Below are 17217 nucleotides of genomic sequence, written 5' to 3'. Positions count from 1 at the left end.
TTAGCTTGCTTCCTACGATCCAAATCTCTTCTGAAATCCATGTTCCCACATATTACCTTGTAATATGTGTCGTGGTTGCACTTTGCCTTCTATGGATTGTTAGAAGAAGTCGTCAAAAAAACTTGAACGCCACACTCACACTCGACCTAAGTCTTTTGATCATGGTGTTTGGTTTCATTGGTGGACGCTTGTTTCACGTCTTTTATGAAAACCTCAATTACTACCAAGAAAACTATCTGCGTATTTTATATTTCTGGGACGGCGGTTTTGTTTTTTATGGCGGAGCCTTATTGTCGGGCGCGGTAGGTATTGGATATCTGTATTTCAAAGCCCATGATCAGATGGAAAAATATCTGGATCTCCTGGCTCCAGTGCTGGCTCTTGGATATGGATTGGGTCGCATCGCGTGCTTCTTAGCTGGTTGCTGCTATGGCAGAGCCTGCGATTTACCTTGGGCTGTATCAGGCAAACACCCCGCTCAACTTTATGCTGTTCTTTGGGAACTAGGTGTTGTCCTAACACTAATAGGACTGGAAAAAGCACGTTCCGAAATCAAACTTATTATGGCGCCAGGGCGCATCTTTTATACGTGGATGATCTTTCACGGTGTGGGCCGCCTGATTATGGAGTCTTTCCGCGACGACTTTAGAGGTCCTACCGTGGGCTTTTCCATCTCTTCATGGATCAGCTGGGGTCTTATTATCTTGGGACTTTTGCTGCTTTGGAAAAAGCCTCTAGATTCCAATGGTTAAAGTGTCTCATGTTGAGACTTTCGACAAAAGGTGACACAAATTGGCGAAGTGTCTAAAGAGTTCAACACTTCATCACCCTTCAAATCGCAAATAACGAATCCGTACGCAGAGTTGCCCGTGGCACGTCCCGTGTATTGCATAAGTATCGAAGAAGAATATTTAAGAGAGAGGTACTTATGAAAAAGCTCATCCTACTAGTAGTCACGGCTGCATCGCTAGCGACTTTCGTTGGCTGTAGCAACAATGATAGCGGCGGTGGTGGCACCGTTGTTCCAAACTGTGTGAACTCCACATGGAATGGTCAATACTGTGTTAACAACAACGGCACAATCGTAAGCCCCGGCGTAACGACTATGCGCTTTTACGACTACACGTACTGGTTCCAAGTGGACTATTACACAAAAATGCCAGTGGCGGTTCAACCAAACGCACGCAAATCACTTCAGATCACAAACTCTTCTGTCTACAAGAAGTTCTTGAAAGAAGCGATGGCAGTATGTGACCGCAACATCTGGGGCGGTAACTATGGGTATGCAAGTTGTGATGCTTGGACAAATGGTTCATTGATGTTCCAACTTGATATGAGCAACACAATGGCTCCATCCATCTACTTTACTGCGATTCCTTCACAACAATATTTTAGCTTCAGCTACGGTATCGATGGCGGCGGCATGGCGTACAACCCACTCGCGTTGATTCAAAACGTAACTTACAACTTGATCAACTCCAGCAAAGGTTTTGAAATTCGTTCGAATGGTGCTGCAACGAATGCAGGCGGTTTGCACTTGATCCAAATCCAGGTCCCAACTGGTTCGATCAACGACGCTAATATCACTTACCAACTTGCTTATCCTGACAGCAACGGTAAGGGTACAGTGTTCGCGACAGGTGTACTGACTCGTTACTAGTTCAAAAATCAATCTAACTTTTCAAACCACTTGAGTTCCCCCCTCAAGTGGTTTTTTCTTTTCGCATGGCAAAGCCGCACAATCGGTTGATCTCGTTTCAACTCTGCGCAAATATTTACTTCATGAGCGAATCTGAAAAACCCCAACCAAAAATGGTTAAGTGTCCACAATGTGGCAAGCCCGCTTTGTACTCACCGGAAAATCCTGCGCGACCATTCTGTTCGGAACGTTGCCGTCTGATTGATCTTGGTGAATGGGCTTCCGAGGGATATCGCATTCCCGTGAGCAATCAATCTTCAAGTGATTCTTTAACTTCCATCGATGATGCTTACGACGATGATGAAGATGGAAGCAGTCACAAACATTAATCAACGTTAATTACATGCACGCGAAATTGGCTGTGCGAGCCTTTTTCGCAAAATGCTATTGACGAACAAGCATTTTTAATTTGTTATTTGAAAGTCATTGGAAGACGAGAATTTATCATCAGGATGTATTAACAACGGGGACACACAAATGTGTCACAAAGAGGAGTTCACATGAACAAGGCTCAATTGATCGAAAAAATCGCTGGCGAAACTAAAGTTTCTAAAGCTCAAGCAGAAACTATCCTTGACTGCGCAGTAGAGAACATCAAAAAAGCAGTTAAAAAAGGTGACGATGTTAAACTAGTAGGCTTCGGTACTTTCACTAAAGCTAAACGTAAAGCTCGCACTGGTCGCAACCCACAAACTGGTAAAGCAATCAAAATCCCAGCTGCATGGGCTCCAAAATTCCGCGCTGGCGCTGAATTCAAATCAATGGTTAAGTAATTAGTTAACACTAATTAAAATCATTAAAAGGCGTTCCCCCGGGAGCGCCTTTTTTATTTCCCAAAACACTTACTCACTCTCCACCATTTCATCCTACGCCCCAAGAAACCCATAAACATCCAGTTACACAATCCCCACCAAAACGTACGCAACCCGCGACACCACTGGATCTACCACCAGCGCAGGATACAACACTCCGCTTCATGCGATACATTTTCTAAAGATCCCCACCGTTAATTAGCACTGAACAGGAAATTTCAAAGTGAATCCCCGTGCTCTGCGCATGCAGCGACCTCCGTGGGCGCCCGGATGGCGCGCACTCGCCGAAGGCGAGCCACGGCTGAGCCCGGATGGCGTGTCGCGGAATGCGTAGAGCACGGGGATTCCCTTTGAAATTTCCGGCGCACAGAGCTAATCTTTCGCAATGGCGACTTTCAGTAAAAAAATCCAAAGATTAGGTGTTTATACAAGCGGTGGCGATGCTCCGGGAATGAATGCAGCTCTTCGCGCAGTAGTTCGTGCGGCGATCGCAAACAAACTCGATGTGTTCGGTGTTATGCAAGGCTATGTCGGCATGATCGAAAATCACATTGAATCTATCGACCAACGTTATGTTGCCAACATCATTCAGCGTGGCGGTACTGTTATTAAAACAGGTCGCTCGACTGAATTCACAAAGCCCGAAGGCCGCGCAAAAGCCGCTGCTAACTTGAAAGCTCACAGCATCGACGCCCTTGTATGTATCGGTGGTGATGGTTCCTTCCGCGGGGCTCATGCTCTTTGGGAAGAACATCAAATTCCGATCGTGGGAGTGCCGGGCACAATCGATAACGACATCTTTGGTTCTGATAAAACCATCGGCTTTGATACGGCTGTGAACACGGCTTTGGAAGCGATTGACAGAATCCGTGATACAGCGGCTTCTCATGATCGTCTGTTCATCGTTGAAGTGATGGGTCGCAATTCTGGCTTCATCGCTTCTTACGTGGGCCTTGCTGGCGGTGCTGAAGAAATCTTCGCCCCTGAATCTTCAACAACAGTGGATAAAGCTGTTGATCGCATCAAAGACGGCATCGCTCGTGGTAAAACAAGCTCTATCCTTGTAACGGCAGAGGGACAAAAACCGGGACGCGCTTACGATTTGGCCGATGCCATTCGTAAGAAAACTGGCTGGGATGCAAAAGTTTGCATCTTGGGTCACCAACAGCGTGGTGGATCCCCAACTGCAGCAGACCGTATCCTTGCAAGCCGCATGGGTGCTGCCGCCGTGGATTCATTGCTAAAAGGTCATTGCGACATCATGATCGGCACTGACGGTGAAAAGTTGATCGAAGTACCTCTCGACATTGTAACGAAAAACGAGAAAAAAGCCCAACTTGACCTTATCAGCCTTGCAAGTGTTTTAGCGACTTAAAAACTCTTGACCTCTTTTGTAGATGCTTGAATTCTAAACGCTATTCGCGTTCTAGCACTTACATAAGAGGTCTTTAAATGAAACGTCTGTTCGTCTCCCTTTTGCTAGCTCTTCCTTTGCTAGCTGGCTGTACAAAAAAAGATAACGTCATCATGATCGGTGAATACGATTCACTCTCCGGTAGCGATGCCACTTTCGGATTAAGCTCTAACAAAGGCGTGCGCTTGGCATTTGACGAGATCAATGCGGCTGGCGGTATCAAAGGTAAAAAAATCGAACTTAAAACCATGGACGACCAAGGTAAAAACGAAGAGGCCGCTGCCGCGACAACTCGTTTGATTACTCAAAATAAAGTGGTAGCTGTCCTTGGTGGTGTTGCCAGCGGTCGCTCGAAAGCGGCAGCTCCCATTGCTCAAGCAAAAGGTGTTCCTTTTGTTTCTCCCGCCTCCACGAATCCAGATGTCACTAAAATCGGTGACTATGTTTTCCGCGTTTGCTTTATCGATCCTTTCCAAGGCTCTGTGATGGCGAAATTTGCCAATGAAACTTTGAAAGTTAAAAAAGTAGCGATCCTTCGTGATGTAAAAAACGATTACTCTGTAGGTTTAGCTGATGCATTCCTAAATGACTTCAAAAAACGTGGCGGTGAAATCGTCGCTGACGTTTCTTATCAAGCAGGCGATATTGATTTCAAAGCTCAATTGACGCAAATCCGCTCTAAAAATCCAGAAGCTGTTTACGTTCCAGGCTACTACACTGAAGTAGGCTTGATCGCACAACAAGCTCGTCAATTGGGAATCAAAGCCCCATTGATGGGTGGCGACGGCTGGGATTCTGACAAACTTCATGAGATTGGCAAAGAAGCGATCAACGGAAATTACTACTCTAATCATTATACGGTTGAGTCGACAGATCCTGCAGTGACTGAGTTCATCAAAAAATTCAAAGCTAAATACAACGAAACTCCGGATTCATTGGCAGCCTTGGGTTACGATGCTGCAAAAATCTTGGCAGCCGCGATAGAACGCGCTCCAGACTTGTCAGGCAAAGCTATTCGTGATGAACTAGCGAAAACAAAAGATTTCCCGGGAGTGACTGGAAAAATCTCATTGAATGATAATCGCGACGCCGTGAAAAGTGCTGTGGTGATTCAAGTAGATGGACCAAATCGTAAGTACATTACGACGGTAACTCCGTAAGAGGCCACCCGCTTCAAAGGCCCTGTTACAAAGGACAGACATGCACGATTTCGTACAGCATTTGATAAATGGTATTAGCCTTGGCTCCATCTATGCACTGATCGCCCTTGGCTACACCATGGTGTACGGAATCTTGAAAATGATCAACTTCGCCCACTCTGACGTTTACATGGTGGGCGCCTTTGGAGCTTTCTATATCGCTCGCGCTCTTGGAATCCAAGCTGAACCGGGCGTGGGTTCATTGGCAATCCTTCTTATCTCCTCCATGGTTATCTGCAGCCTTTTAGGTCTTGTGATTGAAAGGTTCGCTTACCGCCCTCTTCGCAATGCTCCCAAGTTAAATATCCTGATCACAGCGATCGGTGTGAGCTTGTTATTAGAGTACGGCGGACAAGTTGTGTTTGGAGCCGATCCTAAAGTTTTTCCTGAAGTGATGAAAGATTTTGTGATCATCTCGTTCGGCAACGTTGAATTAAAATCTTTTGACCTGACGGTCCTGGCAGTTTCAGTCCTAGCAATGATAGGACTGCAATTTCTTATTTATAAAACAAAACTTGGCAAAGCCATGCGCGCCGTCAGCGCGAATGCGTCGGTGGCAAGTTTGCTGGGTGTAAATCCCGACAAAATTATTGCCTTCACATTCATCGTCGGTTCGGCACTTGCGGGCGTGGGCAGTGTTTTGGTGGGAATGAAGTATCCAAAAATCGATCCGTTGATGGGTATGATGATTGGTATGAAAGCCTTCGTTGCTGCCGTCCTGGGTGGCATCGGCAATGTTCGTGGTGCCGTCCTGGGTGCATTGATCATGGGCTTATCCGAAGAAATGGTCGTTGGATACCTTTCATCCACTTACCGCGATGCTTTAGCATTCGGTATCTTGATTGCGATTTTGATCTTTAAACCTGCCGGCTTGCTTGGCAAATATTCTGTGGAGAAAGTGTAGATGGTTCGCGCTCTCAAGAATCCCCTTCTCTCTTTTATTGCCATTCTAGTTTTCGGTCTTGTCTTTCAATATGGTTTTGATGAATACATTCAGCTGATGGTTTTATTCATCACCGTGAACTGCTTGATGGCAATGAGCTTAAATTTGGTCAATGGTTACACAGGACAGTTTTCGCTGGGTCATGCGGGCTTCATGGCAATTGGCGCGTACTTTACGGCATACGCCTCAGTGAATTGGAACTTTTTGCCCGAAAACCTGCAAGGTCTGTCATTTTTTGTTTTCGCTATTGGCAGCGGATTGGTCGCTGCAGCGGCAGGATTTTTAGTCGGTCTTCCCTCGCTTCGTCTTAAAGGTGACTATCTTGCGATTGTTACTTTAGGTTTCGGGGAAATTATTCGTGTTGCCCTTTTGAACATGGATTTCTTGGGTGGACCTCGCGGTTTCGCCAATATCCCAGGATTTTCTAGTTTCTATATGTCTTATGCCTTTGCTGTACTTTGGATCTTGATCTGCTTCTTTACAATCTGGCGAGTCATGAAGTCTTCGTGGGGTCGCGGCTTCCTCAGCGTTCGTGAAGACGAAATCGCCGCAGAATCAACCGGCGTCAATACAACAGGTATGAAAGTTCGCGCCTTTGTTCTTTCAAGTTTTTTTGCTGGCGTTGCAGGAGCTTTATTCGCCCACTTTACAAACTTTATCAATCCATCGTCGTTCACCTTCCTGCAAAGTGTAAATGCGGTGATCATGGTTGTTTTGGGTGGCATGGGTTCGATGACGGGTTCGATTATCGCAGCCATCTTTGTAACGACCTTGCCAGAGGCTCTTCGTCCTTTACAGGAACTGACGGGCGTGGATTTACGTATGGTTATTTATTCTTTGTCTTTGGTGCTTGTGATGATTCTTCGTCCAAAAGGCATCATGGGTGAACTTGAGATTACTGACTTGTGGAGAAAATATGTCCGACGTTCTGCTAGAAGCTAAAGGTATTACTATGCAGTTCGGCGGGCTAAAAGCCGTCGACAACTTGTCCTTTCAAATTAAAAAAGGACAACTTGCAGGTTTGATCGGACCGAATGGTGCCGGTAAAACGACGGCCTTCAATATGCTGACCGGAGTTTATCAACCCACTAAGGGTGAAGTTCATTTGGACGGTCATTCTTTGAACGGGTTGAAGCCTTGGCAAATTTCTCAACAAGGCATTGCTCGTACTTTCCAAAATATCCGCCTGTTTAAAAATCTGACCGTTTTGGAAAATGTTCTGATCGCGACTCATCAACATGTGAAGTACGGGATCATGGATGCCCTTTTCCAAACAAAGCGCTTTATCGAAACCGAGAAAGAGATGACTGACAAGGCAATGTCTTTGTTGGAAGTTTTCTCCCTGCAATCTAAAGCCCATGAATCTGCGAGCAGTCTGCCCTATGGACAACAACGTAAGCTGGAAATCGTTCGTGCGTTGGCCACAGATCCTAAGATCATTTTGCTGGATGAGCCAGCCGCGGGGATGAATCACTCCGAAACTCATCAGTTGATGGAAACGATTGCGCAAATTCGTCAAAAGTTTAATCTGACAGTTCTGTTGATCGAGCATGATATGAAATTGGTGATGGGTATCTGCGAAAACATCGTGGTTTTAGATCACGGTGTTAAAATCGAAGAGGGCACTCCTAAACACGTTCAAAACTCTAAAAAAGTGATCGAGGCTTACCTGGGCGTCGAGGAGACTCACTAATGCAACCGCCAATTATTTCTGCAGAAAACCTGAGCGTTTATTACGGCTCCATCCAAGCGCTTAAAGGCATCACTTTCCACGTGAACAAGGGCGAGATCGTAAGCCTTATTGGAGCCAACGGCGCAGGTAAAACAACGACCTTGCGTGCCCTATCGGGATTGGTGCCATCGCAAGGTAACATCACTTTGCATGGTAAAAACCTGCAGGTAGTCCCAACTCATGAACGCGTAAAGCTTGGTATCGCGCAGTCCCCTGAGGGCCGCGGAGTCTTTGCTCAAATGTCAGTTTTAGAAAATCTTGAAATGGGCGCTTATCACCGCAGCGACAAGGACGGCATTAAGAAAGACTTTGAGATGTGCTTGGAGCTTTTTCCACGCATCAAAGAACGCCTGTGGCAAATGGCTGGCACATTGTCAGGTGGCGAACAACAGATGCTTGCGATCTGTCGAGCACTGATGTGCAAACCCGAAATCCTGCTGCTGGACGAACCGTCACTGGGCCTAGCACCTTTGATCGTGAATCAAATCTTTGAAATCATCACTAAACTGAACCAAGACGGAATGACGATTCTTTTGGTTGAGCAGAATGCGCGTTTAGCATTAAGAATTTCCCACCGTGCCTATGTATTGGAAACAGGTCGTGTGGTAATGCAGGACTCAGGTATCAACCTTTTGAACAACGATGAAGTTCGAAAGTCTTATTTAGGTGTATAATCTTAGATAAAAAAAGGCACCTACGGGTGCCTTCTCTATTCTTGCGGACCTGTGGGCGGTTCTACCGCTTTTTCTTCGCGATGCCAGTTCAAATAGTTATTGTTGGTCTTATTCTCTGGGAACTCGTGATACTCCTTATACAGCTGCAAAACTTCCCTGTGGAAGTTTGACTGGTAAGAATGCACACGACTGCCCAAAGCTCCAAAAATATTGAACATACAAAACACGACTAGGATGCTGGCATAAATCCATTTGAAACGCTTCGCTGGCATTTTATCTCTAAGCTTATTGAAAGCAATCGTGATCAAAACTGTGATAATTGGAAACGCCAAAATCAAATGCCAATGATTAAACTCCACAGGTGATAATCCCGTCGCAACAATCATCGCGCAAAAGAAATAAAACGCGTAAAGATAAATGCCTTTTTCACCACGAATCTCGGTGCGATCTTGCCCGCGACGGAAGGGATGGTCCTGCTTCCACACATTTTTAAAAATACGCCATTGAACCACGGCACTGAAAACCACTGTCACTGCTGAGAACAAATACTTCGCTCCATGGAAGGCTCCGCCCACGACCTTTTGAACAGTCAAATCTTGTATCCACAAGAAATTAATCTCACTAAAGATATGTCGTCCGTATGAAATAGCCCCGTAACGAATCCAATAGGAAATACCTTTCAAAACAGGATAAACCAGAACGAAGTTCTTACCAATAAACCCTGAAGAATCTTTATTCACCGTCACCGCCAGTTCGCGATGTCCCAGATATGCCAGGAACCAGGGTACAAGGCTTAGTCCGACAACGGCACTCCCCGCGATGAATCCCCACCAATTCACCTTTAGGTATCTAAATCCCCACAAAGCCAAGGACAATAAACCCAACATCAAAACAGAAAAGTGAACCTGAACACAGAATCCCACGGCCATCACATGGAAAAACGTCATCCAGAAACTTTTCTTGTTCATATGATAAGAGGTATAGAAGTGCACCGCCGAAAAAAGGAAAAGATAAGCTGGATTATAAAGCTCCGTTTGCTCAACACGCCATGGACTTAACCAATACAGCAACAGGAAATCCACCAAGATAATGGGTTTAAAATTTTTCTTAAGGACGTCGGCAAAAAGAAAATAAGAAATCACATGGAATAAAAGAATCACTGCCAACGCAGAATAAGGAGAGAAATAAATCTGCATCGGAATAGCAGAAACTGCCGTTAAGAAACTCCCCGGTAAAAATCCCATACCCGTAGTAGCATTCCCAAAGTGGGACCACTGCCCCTCATCGATAACACGGAAGGCTTTCAACAACATTTGCACGTGATCATTATGCATAGTCAGAAACGTGAAAAACACGCAGCTAAATAGAAGTCCCATAGCAAAGAGAATCACTTTGCTTACTTTCAGGCAGGAGGCATTTTCTTGGTTTTCAGGCATGGGCCTACTTTCGCATAAAATTCCAGGAAGGCAATGAAACGCGCAGCTGCCAAAACGACAAAACCCGCATTTCTGCGGGTTTTAACGCTGCATAGACAAGATCTGTTCTACTAAGCCATTTTTTGAAGAGTGATTTCCATCTCGGTACCGCGGCCATCTTTAACCGGGCTCTTGATATTGACTTTACCATCGTGAGCTTCAACGACCGCCTTCACGAACGTGAGACCCAAACCCATTCCGTATTCAGAACGGCTCTTGTCACTGCGATAAAGCTTTTGCCAGATTAAACTGTGCTCCTCAGGCGCAATGCCTGGGCCAGAATCTGTGACCTTTAAAATCACGCTTTCTGTTTGATTGATGGTTTCAATAATAACTTCACCGCCTGGCGGAGTGTACTTATGGGCATTATCTAAAAGATTTGCGATCACTCGGCTGATTAAACGCGGATCAACCATTGCCCAATCATGAGAATCAAGCTTTTGAGTCACGATGATGTTTTTCTCTTCGAAAGCCATCTCGTACAAGTCCATGATTTCGCGGACCAGGTCGCTCACAAATTTCTTTTCGATCTTAAGTTTCTTACTGCGGTTTTCAGCCTCAGTGATATCCGTCAAAACCTGCAAAAAGCTTAGAATCTTATCTGAGTTTTCAAAACAGCTTTGTAGAGCTTCCCGATAGGATTCCACGTCGCCTTCACTGGTCAACGCAATCTCTGCACGACCACGTAAACGAGTCACCGGCGTACGAATATCGTGAGCTAAGTGGTCAAAGGCTTCTTTCAAACCATTTACCAGATTTTCAATTTTATCGAGAGCCTTATTGAACAGAAGTTTCAGCTCTTCCAATTCATCGTCACTGCCACCAATCGGTACACGAGTAGACAACGAACCGCGCTCGATCTTTTTCATTGAGTTGATCAACTCACGCACCGGGCTGAGTGTGGAATTTGATAGAAACAATCCACCCAAGAAACCGATCAATGCCACCGGAACTAAAGACCACCAAAATAGCTTTTGCAAATTGCGAAGCTGTTTCCCCATGCCTTCAGTGCTTTTCGCGACAACTAAGCGTTCGCCATTTTTCAAGTTGCGACCTAAAACCAAAACCGCTTCAGTGCTTGATTTTTCTGGCAATGAAAAATCAAAGGACTTTTCGCCGTGACGATTCAGCTCGTTCAACAAAAGATCTTTATTAATCTCAAAATTAGGAGTTGGACTGTGAGCAAATAACAGCTCGCTGCGACCGCCGTAAACCTCCACCATGAGTGAAGCATCCCGGTCATATTTGCGCAGCAATTCGAAATACTGCTTAAAGTCGGCCATGCCGTTTACTTCTATGCGATTTGCGAATTCTTCTGTTTTTGATTCAAGGATAGCTCGCTCCTGATTTTGGAGCGAGTGAGTGATCTGAAAGTATAAGAAACTAAAGATCAACGTAGAACTTAGAATCAGTACCATCGAGTACGCAAGCGTCAGCTTGGTACTGATTCTGAATAACGTGGGTTTAAGACCCTTTAAGGACATAACCTACACCTCTGACAGTATAGATAAGTCTTGTAGGGAAGTCTTTTTCCAATTTGTTTCTTAAGCGGCATACCAATACGTCTACCACGTTTGTTTGTGGATCGAAATCATAATTCCAAACTTCCTTAAGGATCGTTTGTTTTCCGATGATCTTGTTTGGATTGCTCATGAATAAATCTAAAAGAACGAATTCACGCTCTTGAAGATCAAGCTTGCGGCCCGCACGTACAACGTCACGGTTCAAGCGGTTCAATTTCAAATCTTGGAATACCAATTGAGTAACTTCAGAAGCTTTCTGAGCACGTTTCAAAAGGTTTTTAACGCGGATTTGCAGTTCTGCCATAGCGAATGGTTTTGTTAGGTAGTCATCGCCACCCATGCTCAAACCTTTAAGACGGTCATCAAGTTCGCGCAATGCACTCAAGATAAGGATTGGCGTGTTGATTTCTTTTTCACGCAAAGATTTGGCGAACGTGTAACCATCCATTTCTGGAAGCATCAAATCTAGGACGATGATGTCGTAATGATTTGTTAGAGCTCTTTCGTAGGCACGTCTACCGTTTGATTCAACTTCGACTTCACCTTCCAGCTCTCCCAAGCCTTGCTTTACAATCGTTGCGATCTCGTTGTCGTCTTCAACTACTAAGCATCTCATTTTCGAAAACCCCTCAGAACATTGTTTAAAACTTGATCCAATGTATATCAGGTTTGTTTCTAAACAAAAGGATCAATTTTAATAAACATTGCTAAAAAGCCTATTATTACACACATTTAATCGCTGTTTTTGGGGCTTATTGCCCAATATTACGGGCTTTTAAAGCTTATGTGGGGCATTTCGGGTTGACCATTAAGAAAAAGAAACAGGCCCGGGGTCACGGGCCTGTCGACATGGTTCTTTGATTAAATCTTAACCGTGAGCTCGTTCTTCTGCAAGCCCACCCCTATTTAGGGAGATTAACGTTTCAACTGGATCACTTCGTTAAGAAGTTCGTCCGTCGTAGTGATTGTCTTAGCATTCGCTTGGAAACCACGTTGATTTTGGATCATGTTTACGAATTCAGTGGCCAAGTCTACTGTTGATCTCTCAAGAGATTTAGCGAACAACTTACCGCGACCAGCTGTGCCCGGACCGCCGATAGATGCGCCACCAGAGTCTCTAGATTCTTTCAAACGGTTGTTACCAACTTTGAATAGAGCTTCTGGATTCTCGAACTTAGCAAGGGCGATTTGCGCCAAATCTTGAGCCTGACCGTTTGAGTAAACTGCCGTCAAGATACCTTCGTCATTGAATGACAAGCTGTTGATTGTACCAGCAGCCGCGCCATCTTGGTGCCAAGAGATAAGGTCAGAGTTTTTACCGTACTGTTTAGTACCGTCCAAACCTTTACCACCAGCTTTGATAGCATCACCGAAGTTCATTTTGATTTCTTGACCTTGAAGAGCGCCACCTTTGAAGTTGAAGTTCGAAGATGTCACTGTTTGTTCATCAAGTTTACCATCAACTGTGAACATCAGTTTACCAGCAACTACTTCAGACATTTTGCCTTCTTCGCCACCAGTAACTTCTTTACCGTCTACCAAGCCTTTGTATTCCCATTGTCTGTCAGCTGTCTTATTGAAGAACAATGACAACAAGTGTTTATTACCTTGAGAATCGTACATCTCAACGCCTGTAGAGTAATGAGAAGTGGAGTATGGATCTTTCGGATCGAACTTTTTAGTTGGTTCCATACGAGAATCCAAGTTCAAATCCATTTTGATTTCTTTAGTCGCTTTAGCTGGGATCAAAGCGCGTGGGAATTTGATATCAGTCATTTTGTTCAAGATGTTACCTTTTTCGTCAGTACCGAAACCTTGAACTTTTTGATTGTCGTTAGTTACCAAGTAACCTTCGCGGTCAAAGTGGAAAGATCCATCACGAGTGTAAGACTCGCCATCAGAACCTTTAACTTTGAAGTAACCGTCACCAGAGATAGCAAGGTCAGTTACTTTTTCTGTTGCGTCTACGTTACCTTGAGTAAGAATTGGATTCACAGCACCGATCTTCACACCACGACCGATTTGGTTACCACCAAGAACACCTTTTAAGCTTTTAGAAATGATATCTTGGAATTCAGCGCGAGACGCTTTGAAACCGATAGTGTTTGCATTCGCGATATTGTCACCGATAACGCCAAGGGCTTCGCCCTGTGCAGTCATACCAGACACACCCGTGTACAATGAAGAAAGAATACCCATGTGACCTCCATGTCGTTGGCAGTTCTAGTCGAGAACCACCGTTTGGAGGGCCTCCTCTACGAGGACCAGCCCTAATATTTAGTTTTTATTCATCCGCAGGATGATTTACCAACCTGCTACCTCGAACACATTCTATGTTCTTGGTGTTTGCACTTTATCTGTCTCTTCGGGACAGCTTCAGTGCGTTTTGCGGTTAAATAACTACTGTTGAATCGATGTTCGTGAACACATTTTCTTTCAATGCGGTCTTGTCCATCACTGTCACAACAGTCTTATTCTTCACGCTTACGATCAGTGCCGAGTCATTCATTAAAATCAATGAATCCTTGGAACCTTTCGCCGCTGCTCTCGTCACCGCATCATTCAGCTTGCTGATATCATCAGGACTATAACTAATCCCGCGAGTACCCATTCGCTCGATCGCATGATTCGAGAACTTCACTCCTTCAGCGGGCTTTGTTAAGCCTTGTGGAGCCACCGGAACTGCTGCAGGGGTCGCGATCGGCCCACCGAGCTTATCAAGAGTCTCCTTGAAGGAAGGACCCGTGCCTGCGCCAACCTCAGGTTGAACCTTGGGTTGCGGCTTCGGAACGAGTTGTTCGAATGTCTGTATCTTCTTTAAGTCTACCATTTTACTTCGCCATCTCCTTCGCGATCTTATCCATCATGTCGCGAGATAAACCCACCGTATCCATGATCTTCGATTTTGCTACAGGAGCTTGCTCAGTAGTAGAACTTTGTTGTACTACATTCGGCTCTTTCTTAGTTTGTCCTGTGGCATCATCCTTTTTCAAGTCTAGGTTGGTGACGTCATTTACATTCTGGTCGTTTCTCATAAGACGAGGGTCTGTGATCTTTTTCACGTCTCTAAAGCGAATCGCCTGGTTTCCAACATTTAGAACCGGGCCATCAGCAGAGTAACTTACCCCAGTGATAACTCCGTCGAAATCTGTTTTGATTCCCAATTTTTTCCCGTCAGCAGTTTTTGCTTCTGCGATGAACTGGTATTCACCCATTGCTGCCTTCATACCTTTTTCGTCTTCACCATTCCAAGTGAGTTTGTTCTCGCCTTGTTTCAGACCTTTCAAATTGTATGTTCTAACAACGGCGCCATCCGCATCGCGCACTTTCACTGTGACTTCGTCTGCTGCCATTGGCAGAGAGAATTTGAAATCGTGATCTTTGTCATTTGCTCCGCGCACTACTTTCGAAGAATCACCCGCAACAGCTTTGCCGATCAAATTCAACGCTTGGAAGTTTTCAGAAGGCTTTTGTGCATTCTTCAACTCTTCAAGTGTTCTGTTCATGTTCTGCATTTGCTCGAGTGACGAAAAATTCGCCAATTGAGCAGCCATCTCATGGGACTTCATCGGATTCGTTGGATCTTGATTTTTCATTTGGGCAAGCATCAATTTGAAGAAAGCATCTTTATCCAAATTGGGATTGCCAGTTGTGCGAACTTTTTTAGTGGGATCAGTCCAATTTGGATCAGCAAGTTTATTGGCCACTGCGCCAAGATCTTCTTCACCAACTTTTTTCTTATCTTGAACACTCAGGTTGCTGGGAGTACCAACAGTGCTCGTCGGCTTGTCTTGTGTCGTACCGAAAGCATTCACTCCTAATTTCGCATTAACCATTGTCATTCAAATCCCCTTTTTCCTTGAGAGCTGCTTGAACTCTCACTTTCTTAAGCCACTAAATTCAATCCGCTGCCTTTGCCCTCTATTGCGCGCGGTGCTGCTTTAACAGAAGCCGTGTCAATAGGTTGCAATGGATCGCGACGTTTACCGCCGTAACCACGAACGCCCTGCATTTCAGTAAAGGATTCCCGACGACCTTGATTACCAAAGCTGTCGTTGAAGTTATTCCAGAACTGACGTGCCTGATTTCTTTGATCTTGGCCGTTCGTATTATTTTGGTTCTGTGTCGCAGTATCCGCAGACGTGTTGTTCACAACATCCACTTTAACATTTTCTACAGACAATTTGTGAGCAGCAAGACTGTTCTTCAGATCAACTAGACTAGACTCAATCGACTTCTTCGCCTCTTGTGAGTCCGCTTGCATTTGAAGATTTACTTTTCCGTCCTGAAGCATGACTTTCAGATGAATTGTTCCCATGCCCTCCGGGGTCATTTGAACTTTCACTTCACCGCCACCCTGCTTAATCAAGTACTGCGCCTGATTCATCAGTTGCTTCACATTGGCTTCGTTTTGCGCCTCTGTTGCCGGAGCTGGTTTCGGAGCCATCGCCGCCATTGCCGGGTCAAACTTCAATGCTTCACCCTTTAGTGGTTGCGCTTGCAAACCCTCAAGTCCCGTCATCTCTGCTTTAAAATCGGCCGCTTTAGCCGTCAGTTTTTCTTTCGCAGCTTCTTTGCCGTGGGCCATTCCCTGTTGCATGTATTCATTGGCTGAATCTTGCATCGCAGACTGTCCCTGACCTTGCTGTTGGAAGAAAGACTCCGGAGACGTTTTTGGCGCCACCGCTTTGTTCATCATATCTGCTTGTTGAGGTTTATCCATTTGCGGAGCCTCAAGAGCTTTCGTGAACTCATTCGTCAAATCAGACGAAGAATCTTCAGCAGCTACACCTTCTGCCTTTTCGGCAGCTGCTGCCGCTTGCTTCGCAGCTAAAGCCGCCAACAATGCCGGGGACATCGTTTCCTTCATTTGACCTTGCAAATGAGGAGGCAACTTGTCCAACAAACTTTGTTGATTCATTGATTCTGGAGCCTGCTGCGCCGGCATTTCAACGGGCGGAGCCTCTTGAAGAGAGGAATCATCCATCATCATACGTGATGCAAGATCGCCATTCAGGTCCGGCATTGTCGACATCTTCGCTGCCGGTTCCTGCTTCATCCAGAATTTCTTATTTACATTTTCAGCAGCAGCACCCAATTGAGTCTGCTTATCTTGAGCGGCTGCCACACGCATTTGCATGCTTTGCGCAGACATACCAGCGCCCACTGACATTTCTGTCATTGCCTTTGGTTGTTGCTGTTGTGGCATCTGCTGCAATTGCGCCAACAAACCTGCATACATGGCCGCGGCTTTTTCTGCCTGGTCATCGTCCAAGTTCAATTGGTCAATCACAGCATTCGCTGTTACTTCTGGGGATTGTTTGAGCTGGCTGTCATCCAGTTCGGCCATCGCTTCCACAAGTCGTGTGGGAGGGATTTCAAATTCACTCTCGAATGAGTCCATGAATTCTTTGATTGCCTGCTGTCTGTTCGCCGCCCGCTTTTCTTTCCCATCGTTCGTGCTGACCTTGCGTTCTGGTTTTGCATCCTTCGCGGGAGCTTTTTCGTCTCGTGTCTCTTTCGAGTCATTCGAGTCTTTCGCTCTTGCTTCTTGCTTTGGCGACTCTTTCGCTTCTTTCGGGCTTCTCAGGTTGATTTTATCCTGAAGAGCTTTGTTGAAGTTAGAATCCGTCGCACCGGAACCCTTGAAATCTTTTGCCTGAAGCTTGTCAGTCTGAGACTTCAATTCGGTCGCACCCACCATTGGGGGGCCGACTATGTTTAACAAAACGATCCTCCTTCCTTA

Annotated in this window: 17 protein-coding genes; 10 read left to right on the top strand and 7 right to left on the bottom strand. The window is 45.4% G+C overall.

The window, feature by feature from the left end; translation table 11 throughout:
- Window positions 1-5 precede the first annotated feature (5 nt).
- The 10 genes from B9G69_RS17105 (at window position 6) to B9G69_RS17060 (ending at window position 8473) form a co-directional block, all read left to right on the top strand.
- On the top strand, window positions 6-752 hold the full coding sequence (locus B9G69_RS17105) for a prolipoprotein diacylglyceryl transferase (RefSeq protein ID WP_088616509.1): 747 nt from the start codon (window positions 6-8) through the stop codon (window positions 750-752).
- Between the two features lie 176 nt (window positions 753-928).
- A complete protein-coding gene (locus B9G69_RS17100; protein ID WP_088616510.1) occupies window positions 929-1660 on the top strand; it encodes a hypothetical protein in 732 nt (243 codons plus the stop codon).
- 122 nt (window positions 1661-1782) lie between these two features.
- Window positions 1783-2028 (top strand): DNA gyrase inhibitor YacG, encoded by a 246-nt coding sequence (locus B9G69_RS17095; protein WP_217897724.1) that lies wholly within the window; start codon window positions 1783-1785, stop codon window positions 2026-2028.
- A 171-nt stretch (window positions 2029-2199) separates the two neighbouring features.
- Window positions 2200-2472: an HU family DNA-binding protein gene (locus B9G69_RS17090; protein WP_088616511.1), complete on the top strand. Its 273-nt coding sequence runs from the start codon at window positions 2200-2202 to the stop codon at window positions 2470-2472.
- A 424-nt stretch (window positions 2473-2896) separates the two neighbouring features.
- On the top strand, window positions 2897-3886 hold the full coding sequence (gene pfkA / locus B9G69_RS17085) for a 6-phosphofructokinase (RefSeq protein WP_088615627.1): 990 nt from the start codon (window positions 2897-2899) through the stop codon (window positions 3884-3886).
- 77 nt (window positions 3887-3963) lie between these two features.
- Window positions 3964-5085 carry an ABC transporter substrate-binding protein gene (locus B9G69_RS17080; RefSeq protein WP_265437864.1) on the top strand — a complete coding sequence of 374 codons (1122 nt, stop codon included), beginning with the start codon at window positions 3964-3966 and terminating at the stop codon, window positions 5083-5085.
- Window positions 5086-5125: 40 nt separating this feature from the next.
- Window positions 5126-6028 carry a branched-chain amino acid ABC transporter permease gene (locus B9G69_RS17075; RefSeq protein WP_088615629.1) on the top strand — a complete coding sequence of 301 codons (903 nt, stop codon included), beginning with the start codon at window positions 5126-5128 and terminating at the stop codon, window positions 6026-6028.
- Window positions 6029-7009, top strand: coding sequence for a branched-chain amino acid ABC transporter permease (locus B9G69_RS17070; RefSeq protein WP_088615630.1), 981 nt, complete (start codon window positions 6029-6031; stop codon window positions 7007-7009).
- Entirely contained in the window at window positions 6984-7760 is a 777-nt protein-coding gene (locus B9G69_RS17065) for an ABC transporter ATP-binding protein (RefSeq protein WP_088615631.1), read from the top strand. Before B9G69_RS17070 ends, B9G69_RS17065 begins: the two co-directional genes overlap by 26 nt.
- Window positions 7760-8473, top strand: coding sequence for an ABC transporter ATP-binding protein (locus tag B9G69_RS17060; protein WP_088615632.1), 714 nt, complete (start codon window positions 7760-7762; stop codon window positions 8471-8473). The genes B9G69_RS17065 and B9G69_RS17060 overlap by 1 nt, the downstream gene beginning before the upstream one ends.
- Window positions 8474-8508: 35 nt before the next feature.
- On the opposite strand, the gene B9G69_RS17055 is transcribed toward B9G69_RS17060, so the two are convergent.
- The 7 genes from B9G69_RS17055 to B9G69_RS17025 all read right to left on the bottom strand — a co-directional run bounded on the left by B9G69_RS17055 (window position 8509) and on the right by B9G69_RS17025 (window position 17199).
- A complete protein-coding gene (locus B9G69_RS17055) occupies window positions 8509-9909 on the bottom strand; it encodes a hypothetical protein (RefSeq protein WP_265437863.1) in 1401 nt (466 codons plus the stop codon).
- Between the two features lie 110 nt (window positions 9910-10019).
- Window positions 10020-11432 carry an ATP-binding protein gene (locus tag B9G69_RS17050; RefSeq protein WP_265437862.1) on the bottom strand — a complete coding sequence of 471 codons (1413 nt, stop codon included), beginning with the start codon at window positions 11430-11432 and terminating at the stop codon, window positions 10020-10022.
- Window positions 11413-12087 (bottom strand): response regulator transcription factor, encoded by a 675-nt coding sequence (locus B9G69_RS17045; RefSeq protein WP_088615634.1) that lies wholly within the window; start codon window positions 12085-12087, stop codon window positions 11413-11415. Before B9G69_RS17045 ends, B9G69_RS17050 begins: the two co-directional genes overlap by 20 nt.
- A 299-nt stretch (window positions 12088-12386) precedes the next feature.
- Window positions 12387-13670 (bottom strand): flagellar hook protein FlgE, encoded by a 1284-nt coding sequence (locus tag B9G69_RS17040; protein WP_088615635.1) that lies wholly within the window; start codon window positions 13668-13670, stop codon window positions 12387-12389.
- A gap of 193 nt (window positions 13671-13863) precedes the next feature.
- Entirely contained in the window at window positions 13864-14301 is a 438-nt protein-coding gene (locus tag B9G69_RS17035) for a TIGR02530 family flagellar biosynthesis protein (protein ID WP_088615636.1), read from the bottom strand.
- Between the two features lies 1 nt (window position 14302).
- Window positions 14303-15313 carry a flagellar hook assembly protein FlgD gene (locus B9G69_RS17030; protein ID WP_088615637.1) on the bottom strand — a complete coding sequence of 337 codons (1011 nt, stop codon included), beginning with the start codon at window positions 15311-15313 and terminating at the stop codon, window positions 14303-14305.
- A gap of 44 nt (window positions 15314-15357) precedes the next feature.
- Window positions 15358-17199 (bottom strand): flagellar hook-length control protein FliK, encoded by a 1842-nt coding sequence (locus tag B9G69_RS17025; protein WP_265437861.1) that lies wholly within the window; start codon window positions 17197-17199, stop codon window positions 15358-15360.
- Window positions 17200-17217 lie beyond the last annotated feature (18 nt).

Origin of the sequence: Bdellovibrio sp. SKB1291214 (assembly GCF_002209355.2) — a bacterium.
Lineage (GTDB): Bacteria > Bdellovibrionota > Bdellovibrionia > Bdellovibrionales > Bdellovibrionaceae > Bdellovibrio.
This window is presented reverse-complemented; position numbering and strand designations above follow the sequence as displayed.